This is a genomic window from Arthrobacter sp. BB-1 (genome assembly GCF_006151685.1).
Taxonomy (GTDB): Bacteria; Actinomycetota; Actinomycetes; order Actinomycetales; family Micrococcaceae; genus Arthrobacter.
Genome location: NZ_VDEV01000039.1, coordinates 1 through 24,827 on the forward strand (window position 1 = coordinate 1; position 24,827 = coordinate 24,827).

Here is a 24,827-nt window from a genome sequence, read left to right on the forward strand (position 1 = left end):
GCAAATACTGGAAGAATCAGCAGCATAGGACGTGTTGCAACGACCCCTTGAACCTGCCTGGGGAAATGGCACATTAAGTGAGAGAGCGTTTGATGCTCCGGGTCAGCGGTAGGTGAAGCTCATCAGCACAGCCTTCAGGGTTTGGCCTTCAACACCCCAGTACCACTCTTTTGCCGCCTCGTCGTTTGCGAACGGTTGGCCCGCGAACACCACGTCGGCAGACAAGACGCGGTTGCCGAGCATGATGAGCCCGTGCTGCACCTCCCCGTCCGGCGAGACGGGCAGTCCCGCGGTGAGCCCCATCCCGTAGGTGGCCGCACCATCAGTGCGGTCAACAAAGAATGACGAGTGGGGCGTTGGAACGGAATGCCCCCGCAGTCCCAGTACGGGGTCCGTCTCAATGACGGTCCGGTCCACAGTGCTGGCCACGACGTCGGCAATTTCTCCGGTGTAGATGGAGATTTTCGCCTGGCTGGTGGGATCGGACACCGTTGCCGTGCCCACGAAAGGCGAGGCGGATGCCTCGAAGAGCTCCGCATGCCAGCCCCTCGGGTATTGGAACGAAAGCCGGCCGTCCGGGAAGGTGAAGGTCACCAGGCTGTCAGCACTGAAGCCAGGCGGGACCGGCCGCTCCCCTGCCGCGGCCGGGCTTGGCGTGCGGGTCTCGGAAGTGAGGCTCGGTGATGCCGGGGCAGAAGCCATGGGAGCCGGGGATGCAGCGCCTTCGGACGAGACGCTGGCCATGCAGCCTGTGAGGGTGAGGGCTGCGACGGCGGTGAGCGCCATGGAGGTGGCGGCGCGGTGTGCTGGGCGCATTTGTGGTGCCTTTCAAGGGAAGGCCGCCAACCTCATCGGGCGTCAGATGCGGGACCCAGCGTTCCACACGTTGCCCTGCGGGAGGATGAAGGCGAATGTTTGATGCCGACCAGCATGGCACCGGAACAACACCCTGCAACAGCACGCGCGCAATATATCCATCGATTTGTTATAAAGCCGGTCGGCTGGTAACGGCTAGCGCAAAACGATGTCCACAGGGTTCGCTTCCGAGCGCCAGGCGCCTTCTTCGCCCGGCCGCGGCCTGATCACCGGCGCCGTGAGCACCCCGGAGCGGTTGGTGCGCTTGTCCCGGAGGATTTCGGTGACGGAACCAAGGTGCCGGGACAGGTCGATGACGTTCTCCGGGGCAGCCAGCAGCAGCTGGAAACCGAATTCGTGCAGCGCCTTGATCCCGGCGCCCGCGAACTCCTCGGAGGCCAGGACAAAGGCCTCGTCCATCATCACCGTGCCGTACGTGGTGAAGCCCTGCTCCGCGATGCCCAGCTGGTAACTCAGTGCAGCGGCCATGATGAAGGCCGTGAAGCGCTGGCGCTCCCCGCCGGACATGGAGCCGGTGTCCGCGTGCATAAACACCTCAGACTTCTTCGCTCCGCCCTTCTTGCCCGACGCCGGCCCCGCAACTTCACGGTGCTCCTTGCACTGGATGAACAGATGGCCGCGCACGTCCAGCACCTCGGCCCGCCAGCGCCTGTCCTCCGGCGCCTGCGAGCCCAGCCGCTTCACCAGGGTCTCAAGGGACTTGTAGCGGGCGGTGAGCTCGGCGTCGTCGTCCCTTTCCTGGCCGGACACCTCCGCCTTCGAGGCGTCCGGGCGGCCGGCATCTCCCTTGGCGGGCCGCGTGTGCCGGGCCTTCAGGGCGTTCTGGATGGCGTCCTTGAACTGCTTGGCCGTGGGCGGCAGCGTCTGCTTGATGTCCAGCTCAAGGAAGCTGCCCTCGTGGAAGTTGACCTGGGAGAGGATGCCGTTCAGCGGCAGGATGCGGCTGGTAATGGAGCGGCGTTCCTCGTCGAGCAGGTGCAGCAGCGTGCTGAACGATTCGTGCGTCCGCTGGTTGAAGAACTGCCGGAATTCCGCCTCCTGGGCGGGCAGCCCGTCGCTCACGATCGCGTGATACCGCGTCTCGAACTCGCCCGCGGCGCCGATTGTGGTGCCATGGTCCGCGGAGATGGCACTCCCCCAGTCGCGGACGAAGGCCTCGAAAATCCTCGTGAGCCGCTCGGCCGTCGCCTGCCCGCGGGACTCCGCGGCGTGCAGGTCACCCAGCAGGCCGGTCCGCACCCGGTTGGCCAGATTGTCCAGCTCGTGCATCTCCGTCACGTCGCCGAATTCCGCGAAGTAGGGTTCCAGCGCAGTAACGGTAGCGTCCGACGGCGGCGCCTGGGCCAGGCGGTCACGCGCAGCTTCCAGCAGCGAATCCGCAGCGGTCAGCTGCCGGTCCAGCGACTTGTACTCGCTTTGCTGGACGGCCGCGGCCTCGGTGCTGGACTGGTGCTTCTGCCGTACTTCTTCGATGGCCGCGCGGAGGGGCTCCAGGTCCGCCTGGGCGGCCAAGGCGTCCTTGAGGCGCTGCCCGATCCGGGCCAGCTCGTCGGCAGCAACCTCCGCCGAGACCTGCTCCCAGGAACGGTGGTCCTCTGCGATCCGGCGGAGCGCGTCGAGCTGCCGGCTCATGCCCTGGTGCGAGTCTTCCCGGCTTTGCGCCAGCTCCGCCGCCTTGGCAACCTCCTGCCGCAGGTCCTCTACCTGTCCGGCAACGAGTTCAAGCTTGGCCGCATTGTCGAACCCGAGGACGTAATCCTGCCGGCTGGTGAAGCGGTCGTCCTTTTCGACCGTGTGGCGGTTGCGCTTCACCACACCTCCCAGGCTGAGGCCACGGTCCAGCCCGGCAAGCTCGTCCGGATCCTCAACGCAGGGGTAGGCGAAATCAAGCGCGATCCGCTCACGGATCCAGGACCCCGCTTCGGCCGCGACGCCCGTGGTGAGGATGTCGAGCTTGGTCAGCAGGTCGCCGTCGCGCACGTCCTCCAGCGCCAGCGCGCCGCCGGAAAGCGGCTTGGAAACGTCCACCGCGCGCAATGCGCCGCGCACGTTGTGGCTGTTAAGGTAGCGGGTCACGGCGCCGAAGTGCCCGCCCGGCACCAGCAGCGTGGTGGCCAGGTTGCGGAGCGCACGCTCGGCAGCGGGGCGCCACTTCTCCTCGCCGTCGGCAAGGTCCATCAGCTCGCCGGCGAACGGCATGCGGTCTTCCGGGATGCCGGTGGCGGCGGCAATTGCCGCACGGTTTTCAATGCTCGACGGCGGCAGCAGCGACTTGCGCGTCTTCAGCGAGACGAGCTCCTGCTCGGCGGCAGCCAGCTCCCGCTTCTTCGTGGCATGCGCGTCGAACGCTTCGAAGCGCAGCTCCTGCAGGGCCTGGGAGTCGTCCTTGAGCTCCGCCGACCTGGCCGCAGCGTTCTCGTGCGCCTGTTCCCAACCGTCGGAGGACCACTCAAGCTGCAGGCCGGCGTCGGACAAAGCCTGGCGCGCCGCCTCCTCCACCTGCTCGCGGAGCTTCAGGCCCACGCGGGCGTTCTCCAGCGACTGCTCAATGGCGGAAATCGCGTTGCCGCCCTGGTTGTTGTAGTCCGCCTCCAGTTGCCGCAGTTCCTTGGCCAGGCCGTCCCGGACCATTCGTTCGGCGCCGAGCTCCTTGGCCTTCGCCTGGGCCAGCTCCTTGAAGCGGACCAGCGTTTTCTCGTGGACAGTGACGGCCAGCTGCTGCCTGTATGCCTCGAACTCCTCGCCGGTGAGGTCCCGCAACCGGTTCGCGTCCAGCAGCGCCTGCGCATACTCCTTGTTGAGCCCGGGGACCGGGGCGAGCTGGTCGCGCTGCTGCCGGACGTCCTCCAGCCGCTGCCGGATGGACATCAGGTTGCTGAATTCCTCCACGACGTCGTCCGCTGCTGCGAGCGTTGCCGGGGCGTCCAGGACCTGGTCGCGGAAGAACGTGTTGACGCTGCCGCCCAGCCCTTTGCCCGCCTGGATCACGCGAAGCAGCGGAAGGGCCTGGTCCGAGTTGATGCCGAGCAACCGGCGGAACCGTTCGGCAAACGCCTTGTGGACATCGAAAACCTGGGCGTCCGGGAAAATCGTCTCCAGGGCAGCCTTGGTGAACCGCTTGTCCGCGATGCCCTCCAGCGCCTCAAGGTCCAGCGGCTGGTGGTCGATCAGGTAGAACCGTCCCACGCTGGACTCCGTGCCGTTCTTTGGCAGGTCGAACAGCGCCGAAACGGTCACCCGCGTGCCTGCGGCGTTATCGAACGTCAGGGCGACGGCGGACCACGTAGCACCCGGCCGCTGGAAGGCACTCGCCGAGCCCTCGCCCACGGCCTTGTCGCCCACCTTGCCGCGCATGTACGTGAACGTGGTCCGCTTGTCCTCCACGGCACCGCCCGAACGCTGGGCGGCTGCCTCATTGGACCTGGGCCGCGCGTCGAAGACCCGCAGCATGGCATCGAACAGGGTCGACTTGCCCACACCCGAGTTGCCGGTCAGCAGCGTACCGTTCCGGTCCACGTGCATGGTGTGCGCCCCGTGGAAGGTGCCCCAGTTGACCACCTGCACCAGGGCAAGGCGCATCTGGCCCGGGTTCACCACGTCGCCCATCGGAAGCATGCTCGCGATGCTCACTTGGTGCCCTCTTCAGTTTCGGTGGTTCCGTTCTGCTCCGCAGCCGATGCTGCGCCTCGACCAAACTCACCATCAGCGTCGTCGTCCTCCGGCGCCGGATCCCGGTCGAGGTCCAGCATTGCCTCGGTGCCCGCGGGATCTGTGGTCGCCACCACCAGGGCCTCGATTTGGGCGGGGATGTCGCCGATGTTCTCGAACGGGAGGGCCAGGGGCAGGGCGTTGGAGATGGTGTAGACGTCGTCCAGCCCGGTGGGCAGGAGGAGCTGGCGGGCCAGGAGCTTGGTGATGGCCCTGTTCACCACGTCAGAGTCCCGGAGCGCATCCTGCTGGCCTGCCGGCTGGTAGTGGGCCACGAGGTCCGCGATCTCCTCACGCGTGATGGTGGGGTCCGTCTGCGCCGTGACATGCCGGTCCAGCAGCAGGCGCAGGCGGAGCAGCACAATGGTCTCCACCCGGCTGAGCGCACGCTGCTGCCGGAGGATGCTGGAACGGGCACTGCCCCCGATCGCGTCCGGATCCACCGGCCGCAGGACGGCGATCTTCCGCTCGTGGTCCAGCTCCATGGTGAGGAACAGTTCCGACAACCGGCTCCGCAGGATCACTTGGTTGTCCAGGAGGACGGTCCAGAGCTTCTCGTCCCGGCCGCCGTCGATATACGGACCCTTGAGCAGCTTCACCAACGCCTGCCGCACCTTCATGGAGAGCACGCCTGTGTCGCCGGGAAAGAGGGCCGCGCCGTCCACGAACGTGTCCCGCAGGGTGGTTCCCCCGGTAACGGGTCGCTCGTGGTTCGTGACTTCAGTCATCATCAATCCTTCTTGAGCGTCACCAGCGGCAGGTAGGCCCTGCGCGTGGTGCCGTCGATCTGTTCAAAGTCCAGGGCGTCGAGGGCTTCCCTGTCGAAGCCCGCTCCGGCGTGGAGGGCGTGGGAGAGGAGCGCCCGGATGGTGTTGATGTGCTGCTCCTCCGGCGGCAGCTGCTGCCAGGCTTCGGAAAGGGTGGCGGCGCCGGCCATGGCCTCGCGCACCACCTCCGGCTTAGCCTTGCCGGTCCTCGGGGAGCGCACGCGGTCCGAGTCGCTGAAGGCGATGGGATCCGCGAGTTTGGGCGGGGCGGCGAACTCGTCCGGGTCGAACAACTTGACCATGGACAGCGATTCGAACCCTGCGTTGTAGAGGACTGGACCGCGGACCAACCCGGGGCGTTCCCGCTCGTACGGAAGGGACCGGATGGCCTGCTCCGCCTCCCGGAGGACCTGCCGGAGCCGGACCGACTGGCGGAAGTCGTCGCTTTGGACGTACGTGTTGAGGCTTTCGCTCAGCTTGCCGTAGATCCGCTGGATCTGGCTGTGCTGCTGGCGCAATTCGGCCACCAGGTTCTTCAGGGTTTCCCGGTCCTCGGGCGACAAGTCGTCCGCGAACTGCCGGCTGAGGACTTCCCCGATGGCGGACCGGAACCGCACCTGCTGCTGCGGGTCCTCCAGGAACGCGGTGAAGGAGCGGAAGGTCCTGCCCTCCGGGCTCTGGCGGAGGCGCTTGTCCGCCTCCAGGACCTGGGCCATGGTGGCGCCCTTGGTCAGCGACTCCTCGATGATCTGGTTGCGCAGCTCGCCCACCAGTTCCTCGATCCGGTCACGCATCTTCTTGTAGTCGGCGGGCAGGCTCGCCGCCAGGTCCAGGATATTGCCCGCGGCTTCCACCGCCTCGTCGTCGTCCAGCAGGCCATCGAACTCGCCGGAGCTGATGTCCTGGATCAGCTGCTGGCGTTCCTCAATCTCCTCTTCGAGCGACTCGAGGCGGGCGCTCTGATCCGGATTGGTCTCGTTGGCGAGCTTTTCGACGTCGCCCAGCAGCGTGCCCAGGCGCGACCCGTTGAGAGTGGACCGTTCACTGGAGAGGCTGTCGAGGAAGGCGAGCACACGGGCCGCCGGTTCCGTTACCTCGTAGACGATCCGGCCGGACTGGTTGCGGCGCGTCAGGAACTGCCGGCGCGTCCATTCGTCACCAAAGGTCTTTCCGTTGGCCCCGCCGCCGAGTCCGGGCTCCCGCCTGCGCAGCTCCTCAAGGAAGGAGTCGACGTCGGCATGGAATTCCTCGAGCGGAAGCTGGGGACGGGTGCGGGTGAAGGATGCCTGCAGCACCGCTATCACCCAGGGGGCGGAGCGCGTCAGGGCCCAGGCAGGTCCCTTGGTGAGGAGTTCGAGGTCCCGGAGCCGGGCGCTGATGGCGTCAGCGGATGACCTGGCGGAGCGGGGCACACACTCTCCTTGGGCTGTTTACGGGGCGGGGCGGCGGCTTGGACGGAAAACTGCCAACTACAAGGTTAACGCAGGCGCCGCGACCGCTTCGTGACCTACCGGGCCGTAGTGTTTCGATCCCATACCAACAGCCTTTTCCGGCCCTGCTTCTGTGGCTGGCCGGAGAGGTCCCAACCTACGCTTCTGCTACTGATCTCAACCAAAGCAACGTCGCAGCAGGGGGACCCAATGCAGTTCGATCTCAGTTCAGTGGACAACGCCACCTTGGTGTTCGTGGGCACCCTGGTGTTCGGCGTGATCCTTGCAGCATTCGTCCTGGCGGCAGGGCTGGTTGCCCTGGTACTGCTGGGCGTCGGAAAGCTCAGCTGGACCGTGGTCTCCACTATCCTCCTGGCCGTGGTCCACGGCATCAACGCAGGCTGGGACAGGCTGGTGCACCACGCCGCCGCGGTGGACGTTGCCGGCGACTTCCAGGCCCAGCCATCCCCTAGCACCGGAACCTACCCGCGGGTAATCTTGAGGGACAGCTGAAGGGTTCTCCAACCCGGCGGATCCATGGCGACACCGGCCATTCCGGCCAAGGAGATAACCCATGAGCTCCGCCACTGACAGCACTTCCGCAACAAGCCCTGCCACCGGCCTCCCCGTCGCCACCGGCACGGCAACAAACGCCCCGGCCGGGGACACCCCCGTACCCGCCGGAAAACTCGGGGCCGGCGCCACGGAAAAAGATGCCCGCGCCGTGGCAGAGGCTGCACGGGAAACCGGCTGGGAGCGGCCAAGCTTCGCGAAGGGGCTGTACCTGGGCAGCTTCGACCTCGGGCTGGTCCACCCCTGGCCCACCCCGGATCCTGCCTCCGTGGACCGGGGTGAGGCATTCATGCGCCGGCTGACCGAGTTTGCCCGCAGCATGGACGGCCGGGTGATCGAGCGCGAGGCCAGGATTCCGGACGAATACATCCGGGGCCTGGCGGACCTCGGCGTTTTTGGCATGAAGATCCCCGAGGAATACGGCGGCCTGGGACTCTCCCTGGTGTACTACGGCCGGGCCCTGGCGCTCCTGGGCAGTGTCCATCCGAGCCTCGGAGCCCTCCTCTCGGCCCACCAGTCCATCGGCGTACCGGAACCGGTCAAGGTCTTCGGGACCCCTGGGCAAAAGCGCGAATACCTGCCGCGCTGCGCCGCCGGGGCCATCACCGCCTTCCTGCTGACGGAACCTGATGTGGGCAGCGATCCTGCCCGGCTGGGCAGCACCGCGACGCCCACGGACGACGGCGAGGCGTACCTTTTGGATGGCGTGAAGCTTTGGACCACCAACGGCGTGGTCGCCGAGCTGGTGGTGGTGATGGCCGTGGTCCCGGCGCACACCGATGCGGACGGCACCCGGCACAAAGGCGGCATCAGTGCATTCGTGGTGGAGATGGACTCGCCAGGCATCACCGTGGAGAACCGGAATGCATTCATGGGCCTGCGCGGGATTGAGAACGGCGTCACCCGGTTCCACCAAGTCCGAGTGCCGGCCGCCAACCGGCTGGGCCGTGAAGGCCAGGGGCTGAAGATCGCGCTGACAACACTTAATACCGGGCGCCTCGCGCTGCCGGCGCTGTGCGTAGCTTCCGGCCGGTGGAGCCTGAAGATTGCCCGTGAATGGTCCAACGCGCGCACCCAGTGGGGCAGGCCGGTGGGCGAGCACGAGGCTGTGGGCAAGAAGATCGCCTTTATCGCAGCCTCCGCCTTCGCCCTGGATGCGGTTTTCGAACTCTCCGCGGAGCTTGCGGACGCGGGCCAGAAGGACGTGCGGATCGAAGCCGCCCTGGCCAAGCTCTGGGCCACGGAGATCAGCTGCCGGATTGCCGACGAACTGGTGCAGATCCGCGGAGGCCGCGGTTTTGAAACCGCCGAATCGCTGGCGGCACGCGGCGAGCGCGCCGTCCCGGCCGAGCAGCAGCTGAGGGACCTGAGGATCAACCGGATCTTCGAGGGCTCCTCGGAGATCATGCGGCTCCTGATCGCCCGGGAAGCGGTGGATGCGCACCTGGCCGCCGCGGGCGAGCTCGCATCGCTGGACGCAAGCCTGTCCGACAAAGCGAAGGCCGCCGTCGGGGCCTCCGGCTTTTACGCCAAGTGGCTGCCTAAGCTGGTGGCCGGCGCCGGCATGGATCCGCGCTCGTACGGTGAATTCGGCCGGCTGGCCAAGCAGCTGCGGTTTGTTGAACGCTCGTCACGGCGCCTTGCCCGGCAGACGTTCTACGCCATGGGCCGCTGGCAGGCCAAGCTGGAACGGAAGCAGGCGTTCCTGGGCAGGGTGGTGGACATCGGCGCCGAGCTGTTCGCCATGACGGCCTGCTGTGCCCGGGCGGAAATGCTGCTCCACACCGCTCCCGAAAAGGCAGCCAGCGCCTACGAGCTCGCCGAAGCCTACTGCGAGCAGGCCAGGGTGCGCGTGGACGAGTACTTCGACCAGCTGTGGCGGAACACGGACGACGGCGACCACGCCCTCACGCGGAAGGTCCTCGCCGGGGATTACACCTGGCTGGAGGAAGGCGTCCTGGACCCGTCTGAAGGAACGGGCCCGTGGATCGCCGACGCCTCTCCCGGCCCCTCCCGGAAGGACAACCTGCACCGCAAATACCGGTAAAACCGCAGGTCACGAAATAGTAAGCATCCTTGCTATCTCCTGTGGGCGATGGTTGAGTGGACTTATGAGCAGCTCAACAGACCCAGAGAACCTGCCCCCGAGGCGAGCCCGGGAGGACGTTGACCGGAACGGAAGCCACCGCGGCGACACCGCCGGCGGCGAACCCACGCGCTCTTACCAGCAGGTGCCGGCAAGCGATGCCGCCCCCACCTCCACCTACGACCGCGTGCCAGCGGACCGCACAGGACCGTCCGGCGCCTACGCCGAGCGGGACTACGTCCCCACGTCCCCTGCCCCGGCTGTTGATCCGAACCTCACTGACCGGCAGACCGCCGTCGCCCGGGAAAAGGAACGGTTCGGCGGCATCAAGGTGGGCTCCGCGTTCTTCGGCTGGCTCACCGCCACCGGTATGGCCGTCCTGCTGACCGCCCTTGTGGCGGCGGCCGGAACCGCCGTTGGCCTTGCCACCAACACGGACGTCAACGAGGCCGTCAGCCAGGCGGCGCAGAACCAGGGCACGGTGGGGCTGGTGGGCATCATTGTCCTGCTGGTCATCCTGTTCCTGTCCTATTACTGCGGCGGCTACGTGGCAGGCCGCATGGCGCGCTTCAACGGCGCCAAGCAGGGCCTTATGGTGTGGATCTGGGCGCTGATCGTGGCGGTCCTCGTCTCCATCCTCGGCCTTGTGTTCGGGCAGCAGTTCAACGTCCTGGCCAACCTCATCAGCTTTCCGCGCATCCCTGTCAATGAGGGCCAGCTGACCACCACCAGCATCATCGCCGCCGTGGTGGTCGCCCTGGTGGCGCTGGTCGGCGCAGTGCTGGGCGGCCTTGCGGGCATGCGCTTCCACCGGAAAGTGGACCGGGCCGGCTTCACGCCTGACAGCGACTACGACGACGAGTAGTCAGGCCAGGATGTTCCCGTCCAGGTAGAGCCAGCGCCGATGTTCCCGGATGAACCTGCTGTCCTCGTGGAGGATCCCGCGTTCGGGGCCGTGCCGGTAGTAGGCCTTGAACTCCACGGTCCCCTCGGTATCCAGCGGCCCTCCCCGGGAGGTGGACAGGATATCCAGGCGCCGCCACTCCATCCCCGGATCCAGCTCCAGTTCCGCCGGCGCTGTCCGGGGATGCCAGGTGCGCAGGAGGTAGCCACTGTCAAGGAGCACGAACGCGCTGTACCGGGAGCGCATCAGTTGCTCTGCGGTGGCAGCCTCCGCTGCGCCCCGGTGAAACTGCCCGCAGCACTGTCCGTAGGGCTCCCCGGACAGGCACATGCAGTTTTCGTGGTCCCTGGATTCAGTCATCCACCCGATGCTGTCACATGGGTAACAGCTTTGCTACAACCGGTGAAGCACCAGCCCACCCGGCGGCACAGCCCCGCAAAAATCCGTAAGGTGGAGAAGGAGCCGGCGCCCGGGCAGGGTGGTGCCGCCCGCGGCCCCGCTGCCGGCAGAGAGGAGAGATGACGTGGAAAATCCGGATACGCTCATCCTCAACCTGACTTTCTTGGGCACCGTGGGAGTCGCATTCCTGATGTTCCTGGTCCTCTTCCTGCTGGGCGTCATCACGCTGGTCCTGGCAGGACTTGGCCGGCTCGCCGCCGTCGTGCTGTTGGCCCTGTTCGGCAGGGGCACCGGACACGAATCGCTCCCGCTGGTGCGCTTGACGGGCCCCGCCGGCAGCCGGCAGGGGCAAGGCACGGCGTCCGACGGCGGTGCTGCCGCGGCGTCCCCACCACGCCCGCCGCGCGCCGGGCTGCTGGTCCGGGCATTCCGCCACCGGCCGGGCAAGGCGCCCCGTGATTGGCGCACCGCGCTGAAGCCCGCCCACGTGAAGTCGTCGCTGCGCACCGCCGTCGAACACCACCCGGCACTGGCCGCTGCCCGCCGCGAACCGCCCGTCCTGGCTGAGGACTGGGCCGCCGCCGTTGCTGATGCCGACGCCCGCGCAAAGGCCCGGGCGCGCGCAGCAACACCGCAGATTAAGCTCTCCGTGCGTGACCTGCCTGACCCGGCAGTGCCGGCCGAAAACGTGGCGGAAGTGGCGCCGCTGGTGGAGTCCGCGCTGGATAACAGCCGTCCTTCCCGCGAACTGCCGCGGTCCTTCAAGAAGCCGCAGGTCCCCCACCCCCTGGCTCCGCTGGACACCGGCTCGCTGGCATCCCTGTCCGGTCCGGCGCACATCAGTAAGGCGGCGGAAGCGGGCAGCGGGGCTGGAACCAGCGGCCCCGCTCCAAAGGGCAAACAGCCCTTACCCTGAGCAACCATCTGGGCTAGCGTGAAACCCATGGAATTCAGATACCTCGGAAACAGCGGATTCAAAGTCTCGGAAATCACGTTCGGCAACTGGCTGACGCACGGTTCGCAGGTTGAAAACGACGTCGCCTCGCAGTGCGTGCGCGCCGCCCTTGATGCCGGCATCAGCACGTTCGACACCGCCGATGTCTACGCAAATACGGCCGCGGAGACCGTCCTGGGCGAAGCCCTGAAGGGCGAGCGCCGCGAGTCCCTTGAGATCTTCACCAAGGTTTACGGCCCCACCGGCCCCAAGGGCAAGAACGATCTTGGCCTGTCCCGGAAACACATCATGGAGTCCATCAACGGCTCACTACGGCGGCTGCAGACGGACTACGTGGACCTGTACCAGGCCCACCGCTACGACTTCGAGACGCCCCTGGAAGAAACGATGCAGGCGTTTGCGGACATCGTCCGGCAGGGCAAAGCCCTGTACATCGGCGTCAGCGAGTGGACCGCCGAGCAGCTGCGCGAGGGCCACGCCCTGTCCAAGGAACTCGGCTTCCAGCTCATCTCCAACCAGCCGCAGTACTCCATGCTGTGGCGGGTCATCGAGGCGGAGGTAGTGCCGGCATCGGAGGAGCTGGGCGTGTCCCAGATTGTCTGGTCGCCCATGGCCCAAGGCGTCCTCAGCGGCAAGTACCTGCCCGGCCAGCCCGCCCCCGAAGGCAGCCGCGCCACGGACGAGAAGGGCGGAGCCAAGATGATCGAGCGCTGGATGCGCGACGACGTCCTGGCCGGCGTGCAGGAACTCAAGCCCATCGCCGAGGAAGCCGGGCTGTCCATGCCGCAGCTGGCGGTGGCATGGGTGCTGCAGAACCCGAACGTCGCCTCGGCCATCGTGGGCGCCTCGCGGCCCGAGCAGATCGCGGACAGTGTGGCGGCCGCTGGCGTGAAACTGGAGCCGGAGGTCCTGAAGAAGATCGACGACGCCATCGGCTCGCTGGCCGAGCGCGACCCTGCCCAGACCAAGTCTCCTGCGAAACGGGAAGCGTAGGCGCACTGTGGCTTCCGGGCTCCCGGACCTGGCCGTCACGGGCTCCACTGGCGGGCTGGGTGGAATGGTGGCGCGGCAACTTGCCGCGGCAGGTTTCGCCCAGCGCCTGCTGGTCCGTGACGCTGCACGCGCTCCCCAACTGGACGGCGCCGCGCCGGCGGTGTGCAGCTATGAGGATTCGGCGGCCACCCGGGCGGCCCTGGACGGGGTGAAGGTCCTGTTCATGGTGTCCGCTGCGGAAGCGGAGGACCGGGTGCAGCAGCACCGCGGCTTCGTGGATGCCGCTGCCGCCGCGGGCGTGGAGCATCTGGTGTACACATCCCTCTACGGCGCGGCCCCGGACGCCACCTTCACACTGGCCCGGGACCACTACGCCACGGAGGAGCACATCAGGGCGTCCGGCCTGGAGTTCACGTTCCTGCGGGACAACTTCTACCTGGATTTCCTGCCGCTGCTGGCCGGGGAGGACGGCGTGATCCGCGGTCCGGCCGGGGACGGGGTCTTCTCCGGCGTTGCCCGCGAGGACATTGCCCGCTGCGCTGTTGCCGTGCTGCGGGACCCCGCCATCCACAAGGGCGCCACCTACAACCTGACCGGGCCGGAGGAACTGACCCTGGCGCACGCCGCCGAAATCCTGACCCAGCAAACCGGGCGCACCATCACCTACCAGCCGGAGACGGTGGAGGAGGCGTACGCCTCCCGGGCCTCCTACAGCGCCCCGCCCTGGCAGGTGGACGCGTGGGTCAGCACGTATACAGCCATGGGCGCCGGTGAGATGGCAGGGATCTCCCCCGATGTCCATGGCCTTACCGGCCAGGACCCCATCACCCTGGCCGAGTTCCTGGCCAGGCCGGTCCTCTAAACCTCCCGGGAGGGGCGTTGACGGGCGCGCGGGCCGGGCGTAAACCTGAGGCAGGGGCGTCCACCCCGCACAGCAGAACCCCCAGGCGAAAGAGTCGCAGCGCCATGAAACAGACCTACACCAACCAGCAGCCTTCCGGCCCGGCTGCGGCGCCAGGGCCTCCTGCTCCGTCCGCGGCCGGGCCCACCACCGGGCCGCTCACCCGCGAGGAACTCCAGCTGGGCGCGCGCAACCACTCCATGCCGCTGGAGGCACTCCGACGGGACATCACTCCGCCGGGCCTCCACTACGTGCTGACGCATTTCGACATCCCGGACATGGACGCCTCCTCGTGGCACCTCCGGATCGGCGGCGCGGTTGAGATGGCCCTGGAACTGAGCATGGCGGCCCTCCGTAAGGACCCTGCCATCACGGTGCCGGTCACTTTGGAGTGCGCTGGGAACGGGCGCTCCCTCTTGAGTCCGAGGCCGCTGAGCCAGCCGTGGATCATGGAGGGCGTTGGGACTGCGCACTGGACCGGGGTTCCGCTCGCCTACCTCCTGGGAAAGGCGGGCGTCCTGCCGCACGCCGTGGAGGTCGTGTTCACAGGTTCGGACCAAGGTGTCCAGGGCGGCGTCCCGCAGCGTTACGCGCGGAGCCTGCCGATCCATGAAGCGATGCGTGCCGACGTCGTGCTTGCCTACAAGATGAACGGCAGCGAACTGCCGCCGCAGCACGGATATCCGCTCCGGCTGGTGGTGCCGGGCTGGTACGGCATGGCCAGCGTGAAGTGGCTGGAGTCCATTGAGGTGGTCACGGCCCCCTTCCGGGGCTACCAGCAGGAGGTTGCCTACCGCTACCAGGAGTCCGCGGACGACGCCGGCACTCCCGTTTCGCGGATCAGGGTGCGTTCGCTGATGGTTCCGCCGGGCATTCCTGACTTCTTCACCCGCCAGCGGATAGTCAAGCCCGGGCCGGTGCTGCTGCAGGGCAGGGCATGGTCCGGGGAGGGGGCGGTCACCGGCGTGGAGGTTGGCGTCGACGGCACCTGGCTGCCCGCGCAGCTGGAGAAGCCTGCGGGCGGGTACGCGTGGCGGAAGTGGACACTGCCGTGGGTGGCGGACCCGGGCGAGCACGAGCTTTCCTGCCGCGCAACGGACGAAACCGGGGCCACCCAGCCTTTAGAGCAGAACTGGAACTACCAGGGACTGGGCAACAACATGGTGCAGCGGGTCAGTGTGACTGTTGAGTAGTTGAGGCGGCTGGCGGCAGGGGCGGCGGGCCCGGCCCCTGGGGCCATGGCGCCGGGGCTATACTCGGTGCCAACCATGACCAGCCTTCCTTCCTCCCCCGCCAGCGTCCGCATCGATGCGTGGCTGTGGGCCGTCCGCGCATACAAGACGCGCTCAGCCGCCACCGCTGCCTGCCGCGCCGGCCATGTCCGACTGAACGGCAGCCCGGCCAAGGCGTCCGCCACGCTCATCACGGGCGACACCGTGACCGTGCGGATGTCCGGGTATGAACGCATCCTCGAAGTGCGCCGGCTGATTGCCAAACGTGTCGGTGCCGAGGCGGCCTCCCACTGTTTCACCGACCACACGCCGCCGCGCCCTGTGGCACCCGCGCTTGGCCTCCCGCAGCGCGACCGCGGTGCCGGCCGGCCCACCAAGAAGGACCGCCGCGAGATGGAACGGCTCCGCGGTCCCGCATGAGTGATCTTGTCCTGGGGAACGTGCGGATTCCGGGGGACCCCGCTCCCGTCAGCGTGCACATCAGCGCCGGCCGCGTAAGCCGGATCGGTGCTGGCGACGAGTCGCCGGACGGTGCGCGGCTAATTGATGCGGACGGCCGCTATGTGATTCCCGGGCTGTGGGACGAGCACGTCCATATGACCCAGTGGGCGCTGCACGCCAACCGGATTGACCTCTCCGGTGCGGTTACCGCCCAAGGTGCTGCCGCCGTCGTCCGTTCCCTCCTGCCCGCCGCGGACCCCGCGGTGACCACGGTCGGCGTCGGATTCCGCGACGCGCTGTGGCCCGACGCGCCCTCCCTGGCACTGCTGGATTCCGCCACCGGCGGCCAGCCGACGGCACTGGTCAGCCACGACCTGCACAGCGTATGGCTCAACTCGGCCGCGGCCAACCGGTACGGAGTGCAGGTCGAAGCTTCCGGTTTGCTGCGCGAGGAGCCTGCCTTTGCCCTGACCCGTGAACTGGGACGCCTGCCGGACTCCGTCCTGGATGGCTGGGTGGCCGACGCCGCCCACGCAGCGGCCGCCCGCGGCGTGGTGGGAGTGGTGGATTTTGAGATGACATGGAACCGGGACCCATGGCTGCGGCGCATCGCCGGCGGGTTTGACGCCTTGCGCGTGGAGGCAGGCGTCTACCCGACGGACCTTGGACGCGCCGTCGCCGAGGGCATGCGGACGGGGCAGGAGGTCGACGGTGGCCGCCGGTTGCTGCGCGTGGGACCGCTGAAGGTGCTTATTGACGGTTCCCTTAATACCCGGACTGCCTATTGCGTGGATCCCTACCCCTTCGGCGGGCACGGACTGCTAACGGTGGATCCTGGTGAGCTGACGGCGTTGCTGGAGCGGGCGCGGGACACGGGGTTTGTTCCCGCCGTCCACGCGATTGGGGACGCTGCCAATCAGGTGGCCCTTGACGCTTTTGAGGGTGCCGGGGTTGGCGGCCGGATTGAGCACGCCCAGTTCGTCCGCAGGGAGGACTTTGCGCGCTTCGGGTCGCTGGGGGTGGCGGCGAGCGTCCAGCCTGTGCACGCGTTGGACGACCGCGACGCCGCCGAAACCAACTGGGCGGGGCGGACGGAGCGGGCCTTTCCGCTGCGGTCGCTGCTTGATGCCGGGGCGTCGCTGCTGCTGGGCTCGGATGCACCCGTAGCGCCGCTCGAACCGTGGCTGGCAATGTCCGCCGCTGTCTTGCGGGCGCGCGGCGATGGGCGCGCGCCGTGGCATCCCCGGGAAGCGATCACGCGGGAGCAGGCCCTTACTGCCTCGGCGCGGGGCCGTTCCCGTGTTGCTGTTGGCCACGCGGCTGACCTGGCGCTCCTCGACGGGGATCCCCTGGCGGTGCCTGATGAGGTGTTCGCGGCAATGCCGGTGGCGGCAACGCTGCTTGGCGGGCGTTTTACGTACGACGGCGGATTGGCGTAGGTATGGTGCCTTCCTAGCCCTTGGCGCGGGCCCTCACCAGGTTGGCAAAGGGCAGTTGTCCGTACCCTTCGATGAAGGCTGCGTGGCAGTCCGCCTCGGCTTTGGTGAGCTGTTCCGCGGGCAGTTCCTTCCACGCGATAACCAGCTTTTCAGCGTCCGCGAGCTGCCAGATGAGCCGGCCGTCCCAGTGCCCCGGCGGCTTGCCCTGCCCAAAGTCCAGGAATTCCTGGATCTGCCGCCTCAGGCCGCGGTTGCCTTTGCTACCGGGGCCTGCTTTGCCCAGGTAAAGGACTGCTGCACTGTCCACCCATTCGGCGGCCAGGGCAGCTTCCGGGAGCGACGGGTCCTTTTTCTTGAAGACGCCGGCGGTGCTTGTCTTGAGGAAGCGGGGCCGGAACCCTTCCGGAGCCAGCACAGCGAAGAGCCCGGTTCCCTGGGGGATCCGCATGGCGTCGAGCGCGTCGATTGGCCGGAAGCCGGAGAAGCCTTCGAGCTTGAGGCCTTTTCTGTCGAACTGCATTCCTTCATTGAACAGCACGGCCTCCCGGTACCGTCCGAACAGGACGGTCCGCGGACTGGCTTTGCCTCGCTTATCCACATAGGTTCCGGCTGGCCGGATTTTGTCAGTCCCAGCTGGAAGACTCTCTGTATGGAAGCGGTGACGACGGCGGCAGTGGGGCTGGGTGCGGGAGGCCTCCCTGGGCCTTGTGTTGCCGAAGTCCTTCGCGCCGTGGCTACCGTCCGCCCAGCCCCTGATGGTCAGGGCATGATTGACCAGATCCGAGGGCTTGAGGATCTGAAGTCGTTGATCGCCGCGAAGCAGGCACGGATCGCAGTGGCCTACGACCTCGGAGTGCGGCGGGAACAGGCCGCCGCCGGCGTCCCTGCCGCTGACCGGGGTGTGGGTGTGGGGGCCGAGATAGCGCTGGCGCGTCGGGAGTCCCCGGCCCGTGGAGGCAGGCTCCTGGGCCTTGCCAGGGCACTGGCCACCGAGATGCCGCGGACCTTGGCCGCTTTGGAGTCCGGGCAGCTGAACGAATGGCGCGCCACCCTCGTGGTGAAGGAAACCGCGTGCCTGTCTGCCGAGGACCGGTGCGCCGTGGACGAGGAACTCGCCGCCGATACAGGGTCCCTGGCCGGCGCCGGGGACCGGGCCGTGACCGCGGCCGTCCGGGCCGCGGCGTACCGGCGGGACCCGGCCTCGGTCGCGCAGCGGGCGTCCCTGGCCGCCAACGAGCGGACCGTGACGCTGCGCCCGGCACCGGACACCATGACCCGGCTGACCGCCCTGCTTCCGGTCGCCCAGGGCGTTGCCGCCTACACGGCCCTGACCCGGCACGCTGACACCATCCGAGCCACCGGAGACGTCCGAGCCACGGGAGACGGCCGGGCCACCGGAGACGGCCGGGCCACCGGAGACGGCCGGGCCACCGGAGACGGCCGGGCCACCGGAGACGGCCGGGCCACGCGGGACGGCCGGGCCACGCGGGACGGCCGGGGCAAGGGCCAGATCATGGCCGACCGCCTGGTTGAGTGCCTCACCGGCACCCCGGCCGGGATCTCCGGCATCGACATCCAGCTCGTCATGACCGACCGCACCCTCCTCCAGGCCGACGCCGAACCAGCCCGCCTCACCGGCTACGGCACCGTCCCCGCCCAATGGGCCAGGAAAGCAGTACTCGGCGCAGCAGCCGGACCGGAATCTGCCGGCCCCGGGGCAGCTGGTCCGGCAACTGATTCCGGGTCCGCGGGCAGCGCGGAGAATACCGGGCTTCAGGTCTGGCTGCGCCGGCTCTACACGGCCCCGGCGGAGGGTGAACTGGTCGCGATGGACTCCAAGGCCCGGCTCTTCCCGCCAGGGCTCCGCCGCTTCCTCCAGGTCCGGGACGACACCTGCCGCACGCCCTACTGCGACGCCCCGATCCGCCACCACGACCACATCATCCCCTGGCACACCAACGGACCCACCACCAGCCACAACGGCCAAGGCCTCTGCGAAGCCTGCAACCACACCAAGGAAAACCCCGGCTGGACCGCCCGGCCAGATACCCAGCCGGGGCAGCGCCACTCAGTCGAACTCCGAACACCCACCGGCCACACCTACCACTCCACCGCACCACCACTGCCCGGAACCGTGCTGGCTGGCGCACCACTGGTTGGTGGAGCGCCCGTTGACCTGCCGCTGGAGGCGAGTCCACCATCCAGGCCAGCGCCTGATGTTGCCGGCGGGGCGCCGTCACGTCGTCGTCGTCAATACCGGCAACGCGTCAGGGCAACGAAGCGCGCCACCACCGGCATTCCCTGAGGCGTGAGGAGGGGGAAGCCGCCCGCCATGGGCCTCCGGAGGAGCATCGTCACGCTGTGCCTGGACAAGGGAGAGAGAACTCCGCCTGCCCACCCTTCAGCCCGGAAGCGTAGAGTGGCCTAAGACGCCTGATTCTGGACGCCTTGCTGCTGAGGGAGAAATCGTGACGATTGATTGGGACGAGAAAAAGGCCCTGCTACAGGAACCGAACATCGCGAAGGTAACCCAGCTTTGCGATGAACTGATGGAAAAGAAGCCAGGGTCTGTCGTCCCCTATATCGACCCTGTGCATGACGAGGATGAGTGCCGGATCGTCAGCCTGCAGGTCAGCCCCGGGAAAGGCACCGAGTCCGGCTTCGTCTCGCACTACAACGACGACGAGGCCGCCCGCCGGGCCACCCAGATCTACGAACTGGCGGAACTCGATCCCCGCTATGTGATGCCCTGGAACGCCTACCCCTGGGTCCGCGACCCTGACATGCCCTCGGCTCTCAATGTGCAGGAGAAGACGGACGGACTCCGCCCCTTCCGGCAGTTCCTCAAGATCAACTCCCGGGTCTCGGCAATCATCGCCCACGGCACCGATGCCTCGACCTTCCTCACCCTCTTCGAGAAGACCTACCACCAATCCCTCAGGAACAGCGGCATCAAGGTGTACAAGGCCTCCGCCCTGGGTGGGCGCGCCTTCGCTGTCTCCGAGGCCAAGCAGGAAGAACTGCTGGCCAAGAGTGTGGAGATCTACAAGGACGCCATGCAGCGGGCCGGCATCCAGCACCTTTAGGCTCTTCCCGTCGTGGACGTTAGAGCGTGGCTGCTCGATTCCGATCCCGCACTCCGCTGGCAGGTCCTCCGCGACCTCACTGACGCTTCGCCCGAGGTTTTTCTCGCCGAGCGGGAGTTGGTGGCCACCCGGGGCTGGGGTGCCCGGCTGCTCGCGCTGCAGGGGGCGGACGGGCAATGGGACGGCGGCACGTACTGGCCGGCACTCGACGACGACCCCGACGGCCAGCCCTGGACTGCAACCACCTACAGTCTGTTGCTCCTGCGCGACTTCGGCCTCAGGCCTGACAGCCGGGAAGCCTGCCGGGCGGTCACCTTGGTCCGGGAGAACAGCCGCTGGGAGGAAGGCAACCAGCCGTTTTTCGACGGCGAAGTCGAACCCTGCATCAACGGAATGGCTGTGGCGCTCGGGGCCTACTTCGGCGAAAACGTGGACCGGGTGGTGGAGCGGCTGGCCCGGGAGCAACTCGCTGACGGCGGCTGGAACTGCGAGGCCGAGCGGGGCTCGACGCGTTCCTCGTTCCACACCACCATCTGCGTCCTCGAAGGGCTCGTGGGGCATGAACGGGCAACCGGCGGAACCCCGGAATCCCGTGAGGCCCGGCGCCGGGGAGAGGAATACCTGCTGGAACGGCGGTTGCTGAGGCGGAAATCCACCGGCGCCCTGATTAGTAACGATTGGCTCCAGTTCTCCTACCCCACCCGGTGGTTCTACGACGTTCTCCGCGGGCTGGACTACTTCCGGTCCGCCGGCGGCAGACCGGACAAGCGCCTGGCGGAAGCAGTGGACGTGGTCCGCTGCAAGCAGCAGCCGAACGGCACCTGGCTCCTGGAAAACACCCACCCCGGCAAGGTCCACTTCCCGCTGGAAGCAGGCGACGGACAGCCAAGCCGCTGGAACACCCTCCGCGCACTGCGGGTCCTCAGGTGGTACGACGGCCCTTAGCGGCGCCGCTAACAGTGCGGGTCAGCCTTCCAGCAGGCGGCGCCGGTGCTTCAGCTCCTTGATCCAATCCCTGGTGACCGGGCCCGAAAACGGCGATCCGCCGTCGTCGGCATTCCTTGCCCCGCTTCCATCCAGGCCGCGGAAGGCGGTGCCCGCCTCCAGGTCCGCGATGAGAGGGGCGGCCGCCTTCAAGGCAATATCCGCTGCCTGGGCGGCGGCACGGTCGGTTAGTCCCATCTCGGCAGCCCAACCCAGGAAATGGCGGCGGGAGATTCCGGTCCGTTTTCCGTCGAGGGTCAACGCCAGCGTTTTGTCTCCATAAACCACTGTGGAGGGAATGTCGTACACGGGAGCTATGGTCCACTCGCCGTCGGCCTGCTGGACCATGGACACGTTCTTGGCGTGCAGGTCGCCGTTGCCTGTCAGCCAGGCATAGGCGGCCTGGATGGCGAGATTCCTCAGGGCGGGAAGCGGTGCGGAGCAATGTCCTGCAAGCGCGTGGCAGACCCTGCTGTAGCCGACGTTGTACTTGTCCGCCGGGTACAGCTTCAGCACCTGGGCGCCGTCTTCTACTGCCAGCCGCCGCACCTCGTCCGGTCCGCCGCCGGGCACCGGAATGCGGTCGAAACGCTCCACCAGCAGCCCCGGCCGGCCCGCAACATCCCGGATCAGCCGAACACGGCTCAGCGGGATCCGAAGTTTGGCCGCATAGCGGAACATCACAAACTCGTTCTCCACCACGTGCGGGAACTCTGGCGCGTTGAGCTTGAGGATGAACTGGCGTCCGGTCGCTGTTACAGGCACCGAAATCATTCCGGCGGACAGCTTGTCCTGCACGCCGGCCAAGGCCACCGGATCGATCATGTCGGGGTCCCCCAGCAGCTGGTCGAAGTCCACCGCCTGTTTCGGGTCCAGCGGCACCGCGTGGTCATCCGGGTCCAGGCGCTCCCCATGGCCCACGATCTGCACGTCTCCCACGGGATTCGCTCCGGCTGCGATGAGCAGGGAGAGGTCGTCGTCAGCGCTGGTCTTGATCGAGCGCCGCAGCGCATTAAGGCGGCGGCCCTCGGGCAAAAGGCCTGTGAAATAGGGCGCGCCGCCCCCGCGGCAGAAAGGACCGGCTCGCTGCTGAGCGGCAAGGACGTGGCGACGGCGGCTCCCCCTGTTTTGAGGTAGGCGGGCAAGTAGCTGAACCGCGTGCCGCCGTCGTGCCTTTCGAGCCGTGCGGCCAGCACGCCCGCTTTGTAGATGTCCGCGATGCGGTGCCTCACTGTTCAGCGCCGTCCCCCGACTGGCGGCACGGAGAGGGCGCGGGCGGCAGGGCTTGAACGCGTTGCGACCTGCAATTCGAGGCCCAGCGTCTCAAGTACCGCCACCAGGGAGTCAAGCTGAACGCTCGGTTTCCCCTGCTCCACGAAACGCACGAAACGCTCGGAGACGCCTGCCATATCGGCGAGGTCGTGCTGTGTCAGTCGGAGGACTGCGCGGCGCGCGCGGACCTGGGCCGCGAGGCCTTCAATAAAAGTATCCGTCTCAACCTCCGTAGGAACGAACGTACCGGTTAGGGCCTCCTCTGACTATAGAAGCCTTACGCCCTCGCCGCATAGAGCCCTTTCGGTACGAACGTACCTAAAGACGTCCAAGACTTGGACGGGGGCTGCGACTGGGGGCTCGGTCTGTAGGTCCGGTCCTGGATGTCATGGGCCTGGGCCCAGCAGAGGAAGCGCTCAGGGAATCCGTTGCCGCAACCACGCTGACAGCGCGTGCGCATGGAATGAAGCGCAATACTGCTAGAAGAGCGGGGCCGTATTCTTCTCCACGAGGGCGGGATTGCCCACGGACTCCCGCTTCTTCTTGAGGAACCCGGCGCGCTGGTACCGCTGGGCCATGATGAACCCGGCGGGCGTGCCCTGCTCGTAGGACTCAACGAAGACGGCTTCCTGCCGCCCCTCCGACGTTGTCATGTAGCCGTCCCAGGCAAGGGCGACGCGATCTGAGAGTGGTTCCTGCATAAGCGACTGCCGGGCGGCCACAACGCCTGCCTCAAGCTGACCTTCCACGAGGTACCTCTGCAGGTTCCGCTGCCCGCCACGCTCCCGGATTACAAACGGCACCAGATCCGTTCCGGACGAGACCACTGAATCAATTGCGTGATCCAAAGCCATGAAAGCAAGATTGACGAGTTCCTCCGAGTATTCATCCATGGCAGCAGGCTACGGGGCGGAACCCTGATGCGGGAGGCTCTTGGGTAAAAATTGAGAGTCTCCCTGCGAATCCGTCACGCATTGACACCCGCTGTGACCCCTGCCATATTTAAAGCGTGAACCTGTCAGACAGCCGGACAGCAGGACAGCCTGCACCCCTCGCGCGGCTCAGCGCTGCCGAAGCGGTGTTCAACGCCATCCGGCGGGACATCGAGTCCGGACTGGTTCCCGTGGGCAGCAAGCTCAGCTCCGAGGCCACGCTTTCGCAGCAGTACGGAGTCAGCCGCTCGGTGATCCGGGAAGCCCTCCGCTCCTGCACCGCCCTGGGCCTGACGGTCACCAAAACGGGGAAGGGGACGTTCGTCGTTGCCGACAAGGTGGCGAACGACCTCACGCTGGGCCAGTACTCGGCCCGTGACCTCACAGAAGCCAGGCCGCACATCGAAATCCCGGCCGCCGGGTTGGCCGCCGAGCGGCGGACCGAGGAGGAACTGGAAACCCTTCGGCACCTGGTGGCCGCCATGGCCACCGAGACTGATCCGGAATCCTGGGTCTCGCTGGACTCCAGCTTCCACGCTGCCATCGCCGGCGCCAGCGGCAACAAGGTGTTCGCCAGCGTGGTGGCGGACATCCGCGGCGCCCTGGCCCACCAGTCCGAAACCTTGAACATGGTGGCGGACAGGCAGCACGCCTCAGATGTGGAACACCAACAAATCCTCTCCGCCATCGAGGCCGGCTCCCCGGAAGCGGCGCGGAAAGCCATGGCCCACCACCTCCACGCCGTGGGCCAGGCCCTCGACTCCATCCTCAACAACTAGCCACCGCCAAGTACCCCACCCAAGGAATCCATGCCCTCCCCTGTGCTTTCTGCTGCCCACAGCGTTGCTGCGTTGCTTCCGCAGCACGCTCCCCTGGTCACCGCCACCCGCGACGGGCTGGTGGAAAGCATCCATTACGGATCGGCCATCGCCCTCGAGTCGGACGGCACCACAGCGGCGGCTGCAGGCGAACCCTTGGCGCCGTTCTACCCCCGGTCCTCCCTCAAACCGCTGCAGGCCGTAGCCATGGTCCGCGCCGGCCTGGACCTCCCGGCCGAACTCCTGGCCCTGGCCGCCGCGAGCCACTCGGGTGGCGCAAAGCACCGCCAGGGAGCCCTGCGGATCCTCGAACAGCACGGCCTCAGCGTCAGCGATTTTGCGAACAGCCGGGACCTCCCCTACGGCCCGGCGGAACGCGAGGAGTGGCTGCGCAACGGGGGCCGCGCCACGCAGCTCACCCAGAACTGCTCGGGCAAGCATGCGGCTATGGCGGCAACGTGCATCATCAACGGCTGGCCGGTCAAGGGCTACCTTGACCCCTCGCACCCGCTGCAGCAACTGGTTGCCGGGACCGTCACCGAGCTGACGGGCGAGGAACCGCTCGCCCTCAGCACCGATGGTTGCGGCACGCCATTATTTGCCATGACGCTGCGCGGCATGGCCCGCGCCTTCGGCCTCATTGCCCGCGCCGCCGCGGACGACGACGGGACTGCGGCAGCCGCCGTCGGCCTCGCCATGCAGCGCCACCCGGAGATGGTGGCCGGGGAAGGCCGCGACGTCACCGAGCTGATGCGCCTACTTCCGGGCGCGGTGGCGAAGGACGGCTTTGAAGGCGTCCAACTGGTGGGCCTGGCGGATGGCCGCTCGGTGGCCGTGAAGATTTCCGACGGCGGCGACCGCGCCCGGATGCCGGCCATCGTCAGGCTGCTTGAGGCGCTGGGCGTAGATGCTTCACCGCTCCTTCCCCTTGCCACGGCACCGGTTCTCGGTGGCGGGCATCCTGTGGGCCTGCTGCAGGCAACCGACTTCCTGAACCAACTGTCCACACCCGTCAACGAAGCCCCGTAAGG

General features: G+C 67.4%; 23 protein-coding genes and 1 pseudogene. 14 read left to right on the top strand and 10 right to left on the bottom strand.

The window, feature by feature from the left end; translation table 11 throughout:
- Nucleotides 1–102 precede the first annotated feature (102 nt).
- The 4 genes from FHJ30_RS19325 to FHJ30_RS19340 form a co-directional block, all read right to left on the bottom strand.
- A complete protein-coding gene (locus FHJ30_RS19325) occupies nucleotides 103–816 on the bottom strand; it encodes a hypothetical protein (RefSeq protein WP_139030880.1) in 714 nt (237 codons plus the stop codon).
- A 195-nt stretch (nucleotides 817–1,011) separates the two neighbouring features.
- A complete protein-coding gene (locus tag FHJ30_RS19330; RefSeq protein ID WP_139030881.1) occupies nucleotides 1,012–4,506 on the bottom strand; it encodes an ATP-binding protein in 3,495 nt (1,164 codons plus the stop codon).
- Entirely contained in the window at nucleotides 4,503–5,315 is an 813-nt protein-coding gene (locus tag FHJ30_RS19335) for a DUF4194 domain-containing protein (RefSeq protein WP_139030882.1), read from the bottom strand. Before FHJ30_RS19335 ends, FHJ30_RS19330 begins: the two co-directional genes overlap by 4 nt.
- Nucleotides 5,315–6,763, bottom strand: a complete 1,449-nt coding sequence (locus FHJ30_RS19340) for a DUF3375 family protein (protein ID WP_139030883.1) — start codon at nucleotides 6,761–6,763, stop codon at nucleotides 5,315–5,317. Before FHJ30_RS19340 ends, FHJ30_RS19335 begins: the two co-directional genes overlap by 1 nt.
- 228 nt (nucleotides 6,764–6,991) lie before the next feature.
- Here FHJ30_RS19340 and FHJ30_RS19345 point away from each other — a divergent pair, with 228 nt between their 5' ends.
- From FHJ30_RS19345 to FHJ30_RS19355, 3 genes are all read left to right on the top strand, one after another.
- Entirely contained in the window at nucleotides 6,992–7,294 is a 303-nt protein-coding gene (locus FHJ30_RS19345; RefSeq protein WP_139030884.1) for a hypothetical protein, read from the top strand.
- Nucleotides 7,295–7,355: 61 nt separating this feature from the next.
- A complete protein-coding gene (locus FHJ30_RS19350) occupies nucleotides 7,356–9,401 on the top strand; it encodes an acyl-CoA dehydrogenase family protein (protein ID WP_139030885.1) in 2,046 nt (681 codons plus the stop codon).
- Nucleotides 9,402–9,465: 64 nt separating this feature from the next.
- On the top strand, nucleotides 9,466–10,305 hold the full coding sequence (locus FHJ30_RS19355; RefSeq protein WP_139030886.1) for a TIGR04086 family membrane protein: 840 nt from the start codon (nucleotides 9,466–9,468) through the stop codon (nucleotides 10,303–10,305).
- Here the strand turns inward: FHJ30_RS19355 and FHJ30_RS19360 are convergent, their stop codons facing one another.
- Nucleotides 10,306–10,704 (bottom strand): YchJ family protein, encoded by a 399-nt coding sequence (locus FHJ30_RS19360; protein ID WP_240793770.1) that lies wholly within the window; start codon nucleotides 10,702–10,704, stop codon nucleotides 10,306–10,308. It abuts the gene before it with no gap.
- A gap of 163 nt (nucleotides 10,705–10,867) precedes the next feature.
- On the opposite strand from FHJ30_RS19360, the gene FHJ30_RS19365 reads away from it, so the two are divergent.
- The 6 genes from FHJ30_RS19365 (at nucleotide 10,868) to FHJ30_RS19390 (ending at nucleotide 16,704) form a co-directional block, all read left to right on the top strand.
- Nucleotides 10,868–11,659, top strand: coding sequence for a hypothetical protein (locus tag FHJ30_RS19365; RefSeq protein WP_139030887.1), 792 nt, complete (start codon nucleotides 10,868–10,870; stop codon nucleotides 11,657–11,659).
- Nucleotides 11,660–11,686: 27 nt separating this feature from the next.
- Entirely contained in the window at nucleotides 11,687–12,691 is a 1,005-nt protein-coding gene (locus FHJ30_RS19370) for an aldo/keto reductase family protein (RefSeq protein WP_139030888.1), read from the top strand.
- Between the two features lie 7 nt (nucleotides 12,692–12,698).
- Nucleotides 12,699–13,553, top strand: coding sequence for an SDR family oxidoreductase (locus FHJ30_RS19375; RefSeq protein ID WP_139030889.1), 855 nt, complete (start codon nucleotides 12,699–12,701; stop codon nucleotides 13,551–13,553).
- Between the two features lie 104 nt (nucleotides 13,554–13,657).
- Nucleotides 13,658–14,785, top strand: coding sequence for a sulfite oxidase (locus FHJ30_RS19380; protein WP_139030890.1), 1,128 nt, complete (start codon nucleotides 13,658–13,660; stop codon nucleotides 14,783–14,785).
- A gap of 75 nt (nucleotides 14,786–14,860) precedes the next feature.
- Complete coding sequence (locus FHJ30_RS19385; protein ID WP_139030891.1) at nucleotides 14,861–15,244, top strand: RNA-binding S4 domain-containing protein; 384 nt, start codon at nucleotides 14,861–14,863, stop codon at nucleotides 15,242–15,244.
- Nucleotides 15,241–16,704 carry an amidohydrolase gene (locus tag FHJ30_RS19390; RefSeq protein ID WP_139030892.1) on the top strand — a complete coding sequence of 488 codons (1,464 nt, stop codon included), beginning with the start codon at nucleotides 15,241–15,243 and terminating at the stop codon, nucleotides 16,702–16,704. The genes FHJ30_RS19385 and FHJ30_RS19390 overlap by 4 nt, the downstream gene beginning before the upstream one ends.
- A gap of 13 nt (nucleotides 16,705–16,717) precedes the next feature.
- On the opposite strand, the gene FHJ30_RS19395 is transcribed toward FHJ30_RS19390, so the two are convergent.
- The gene (locus tag FHJ30_RS19395) at nucleotides 16,718–17,224 is read right to left on the bottom strand and encodes a hypothetical protein (RefSeq protein ID WP_139030893.1); all 507 of its coding nucleotides are present in this window, start codon (nucleotides 17,222–17,224) and stop codon (nucleotides 16,718–16,720) included.
- Between the two features lie 246 nt (nucleotides 17,225–17,470).
- Between FHJ30_RS19395 and FHJ30_RS19400 the strand changes: the two genes are divergently transcribed.
- The 3 genes from FHJ30_RS19400 (at nucleotide 17,471) to FHJ30_RS19410 (ending at nucleotide 20,735) form a co-directional block, all read left to right on the top strand.
- Entirely contained in the window at nucleotides 17,471–19,009 is a 1,539-nt protein-coding gene (locus FHJ30_RS19400) for an HNH endonuclease signature motif containing protein (protein WP_139030894.1), read from the top strand.
- Nucleotides 19,010–19,172: 163 nt separating this feature from the next.
- Complete coding sequence (locus tag FHJ30_RS19405; protein WP_139030895.1) at nucleotides 19,173–19,790, top strand: uracil-DNA glycosylase; 618 nt, start codon at nucleotides 19,173–19,175, stop codon at nucleotides 19,788–19,790.
- A gap of 12 nt (nucleotides 19,791–19,802) precedes the next feature.
- On the top strand, nucleotides 19,803–20,735 hold the full coding sequence (locus tag FHJ30_RS19410) for a hypothetical protein (protein WP_139030896.1): 933 nt from the start codon (nucleotides 19,803–19,805) through the stop codon (nucleotides 20,733–20,735).
- A gap of 21 nt (nucleotides 20,736–20,756) precedes the next feature.
- Here the strand turns inward: FHJ30_RS19410 and FHJ30_RS22055 are convergent, their stop codons facing one another.
- From FHJ30_RS22055 to FHJ30_RS19425, 4 genes and pseudogenes are all read right to left on the bottom strand, one after another.
- Complete coding sequence (locus tag FHJ30_RS22055) at nucleotides 20,757–21,599, bottom strand: type II toxin-antitoxin system HipA family toxin (RefSeq protein ID WP_373683161.1); 843 nt, start codon at nucleotides 21,597–21,599, stop codon at nucleotides 20,757–20,759.
- 153 nt (nucleotides 21,600–21,752) lie between these two features.
- Nucleotides 21,753–22,006 (bottom strand): annotated as a pseudogene (locus FHJ30_RS22060) (HipA N-terminal domain-containing protein); the annotation flags it as partial.
- A 3-nt stretch (nucleotides 22,007–22,009) separates the two neighbouring features.
- The gene (locus FHJ30_RS19420) at nucleotides 22,010–22,255 is read right to left on the bottom strand and encodes a helix-turn-helix transcriptional regulator (protein WP_139031016.1); all 246 of its coding nucleotides are present in this window, start codon (nucleotides 22,253–22,255) and stop codon (nucleotides 22,010–22,012) included.
- Between the two features lie 270 nt (nucleotides 22,256–22,525).
- The gene (locus tag FHJ30_RS19425; RefSeq protein ID WP_139030897.1) at nucleotides 22,526–22,939 is read right to left on the bottom strand and encodes a hypothetical protein; all 414 of its coding nucleotides are present in this window, start codon (nucleotides 22,937–22,939) and stop codon (nucleotides 22,526–22,528) included.
- Nucleotides 22,940–23,055: 116 nt separating this feature from the next.
- Here FHJ30_RS19425 and FHJ30_RS19430 point away from each other — a divergent pair, with 116 nt between their 5' ends.
- Nucleotides 23,056–23,757 carry a FadR/GntR family transcriptional regulator gene (locus FHJ30_RS19430; protein ID WP_139030898.1) on the top strand — a complete coding sequence of 234 codons (702 nt, stop codon included), beginning with the start codon at nucleotides 23,056–23,058 and terminating at the stop codon, nucleotides 23,755–23,757.
- Nucleotides 23,758–23,787: 30 nt separating this feature from the next.
- Nucleotides 23,788–24,825, top strand: coding sequence for an asparaginase (locus FHJ30_RS19435; RefSeq protein WP_139030899.1), 1,038 nt, complete (start codon nucleotides 23,788–23,790; stop codon nucleotides 24,823–24,825).
- Nucleotides 24,826–24,827 lie beyond the last annotated feature (2 nt).

What these genes read in the sequence shown, in the direction of transcription:
- FHJ30_RS19325 (WP_139030880.1), bottom strand. Translation starts at nt 816, where the DNA reads ATGCGCCCAGCACACCGCGCCGCCACCTCCATGGCGCTCACCGCCGTC.
- FHJ30_RS19335 (WP_139030882.1), bottom strand. Translation starts at nt 5,315, where the DNA reads ATGATGACTGAAGTCACGAACCACGAGCGACCCGTTACCGGGGGAACC.
- FHJ30_RS19345 (WP_139030884.1), top strand. Translation starts at nt 6,992, where the DNA reads ATGCAGTTCGATCTCAGTTCAGTGGACAACGCCACCTTGGTGTTCGTG.
- FHJ30_RS19350 (WP_139030885.1), top strand. Translation starts at nt 7,356, where the DNA reads ATGAGCTCCGCCACTGACAGCACTTCCGCAACAAGCCCTGCCACCGGC.
- FHJ30_RS19355 (WP_139030886.1), top strand. Translation starts at nt 9,466, where the DNA reads ATGAGCAGCTCAACAGACCCAGAGAACCTGCCCCCGAGGCGAGCCCGG.
- FHJ30_RS19360 (WP_240793770.1), bottom strand. Translation starts at nt 10,704, where the DNA reads ATGACTGAATCCAGGGACCACGAAAACTGCATGTGCCTGTCCGGGGAG.
- FHJ30_RS19370 (WP_139030888.1), top strand. Translation starts at nt 11,687, where the DNA reads ATGGAATTCAGATACCTCGGAAACAGCGGATTCAAAGTCTCGGAAATC.
- FHJ30_RS19380 (WP_139030890.1), top strand. Translation starts at nt 13,658, where the DNA reads ATGAAACAGACCTACACCAACCAGCAGCCTTCCGGCCCGGCTGCGGCG.
- FHJ30_RS19385 (WP_139030891.1), top strand. Translation starts at nt 14,861, where the DNA reads ATGACCAGCCTTCCTTCCTCCCCCGCCAGCGTCCGCATCGATGCGTGG.
- FHJ30_RS19390 (WP_139030892.1), top strand. Translation starts at nt 15,241, where the DNA reads ATGAGTGATCTTGTCCTGGGGAACGTGCGGATTCCGGGGGACCCCGCT.
- FHJ30_RS19395 (WP_139030893.1), bottom strand. Translation starts at nt 17,224, where the DNA reads ATGCAGTTCGACAGAAAAGGCCTCAAGCTCGAAGGCTTCTCCGGCTTC.
- FHJ30_RS19400 (WP_139030894.1), top strand. Translation starts at nt 17,471, where the DNA reads ATGATTGACCAGATCCGAGGGCTTGAGGATCTGAAGTCGTTGATCGCC.
- FHJ30_RS22055 (WP_373683161.1), bottom strand. Translation starts at nt 21,599, where the DNA reads ATGATCGATCCGGTGGCCTTGGCCGGCGTGCAGGACAAGCTGTCCGCC.
- FHJ30_RS19425 (WP_139030897.1), bottom strand. Translation starts at nt 22,939, where the DNA reads ATGGATGAATACTCGGAGGAACTCGTCAATCTTGCTTTCATGGCTTTG.
- FHJ30_RS19435 (WP_139030899.1), top strand. Translation starts at nt 23,788, where the DNA reads ATGCCCTCCCCTGTGCTTTCTGCTGCCCACAGCGTTGCTGCGTTGCTT.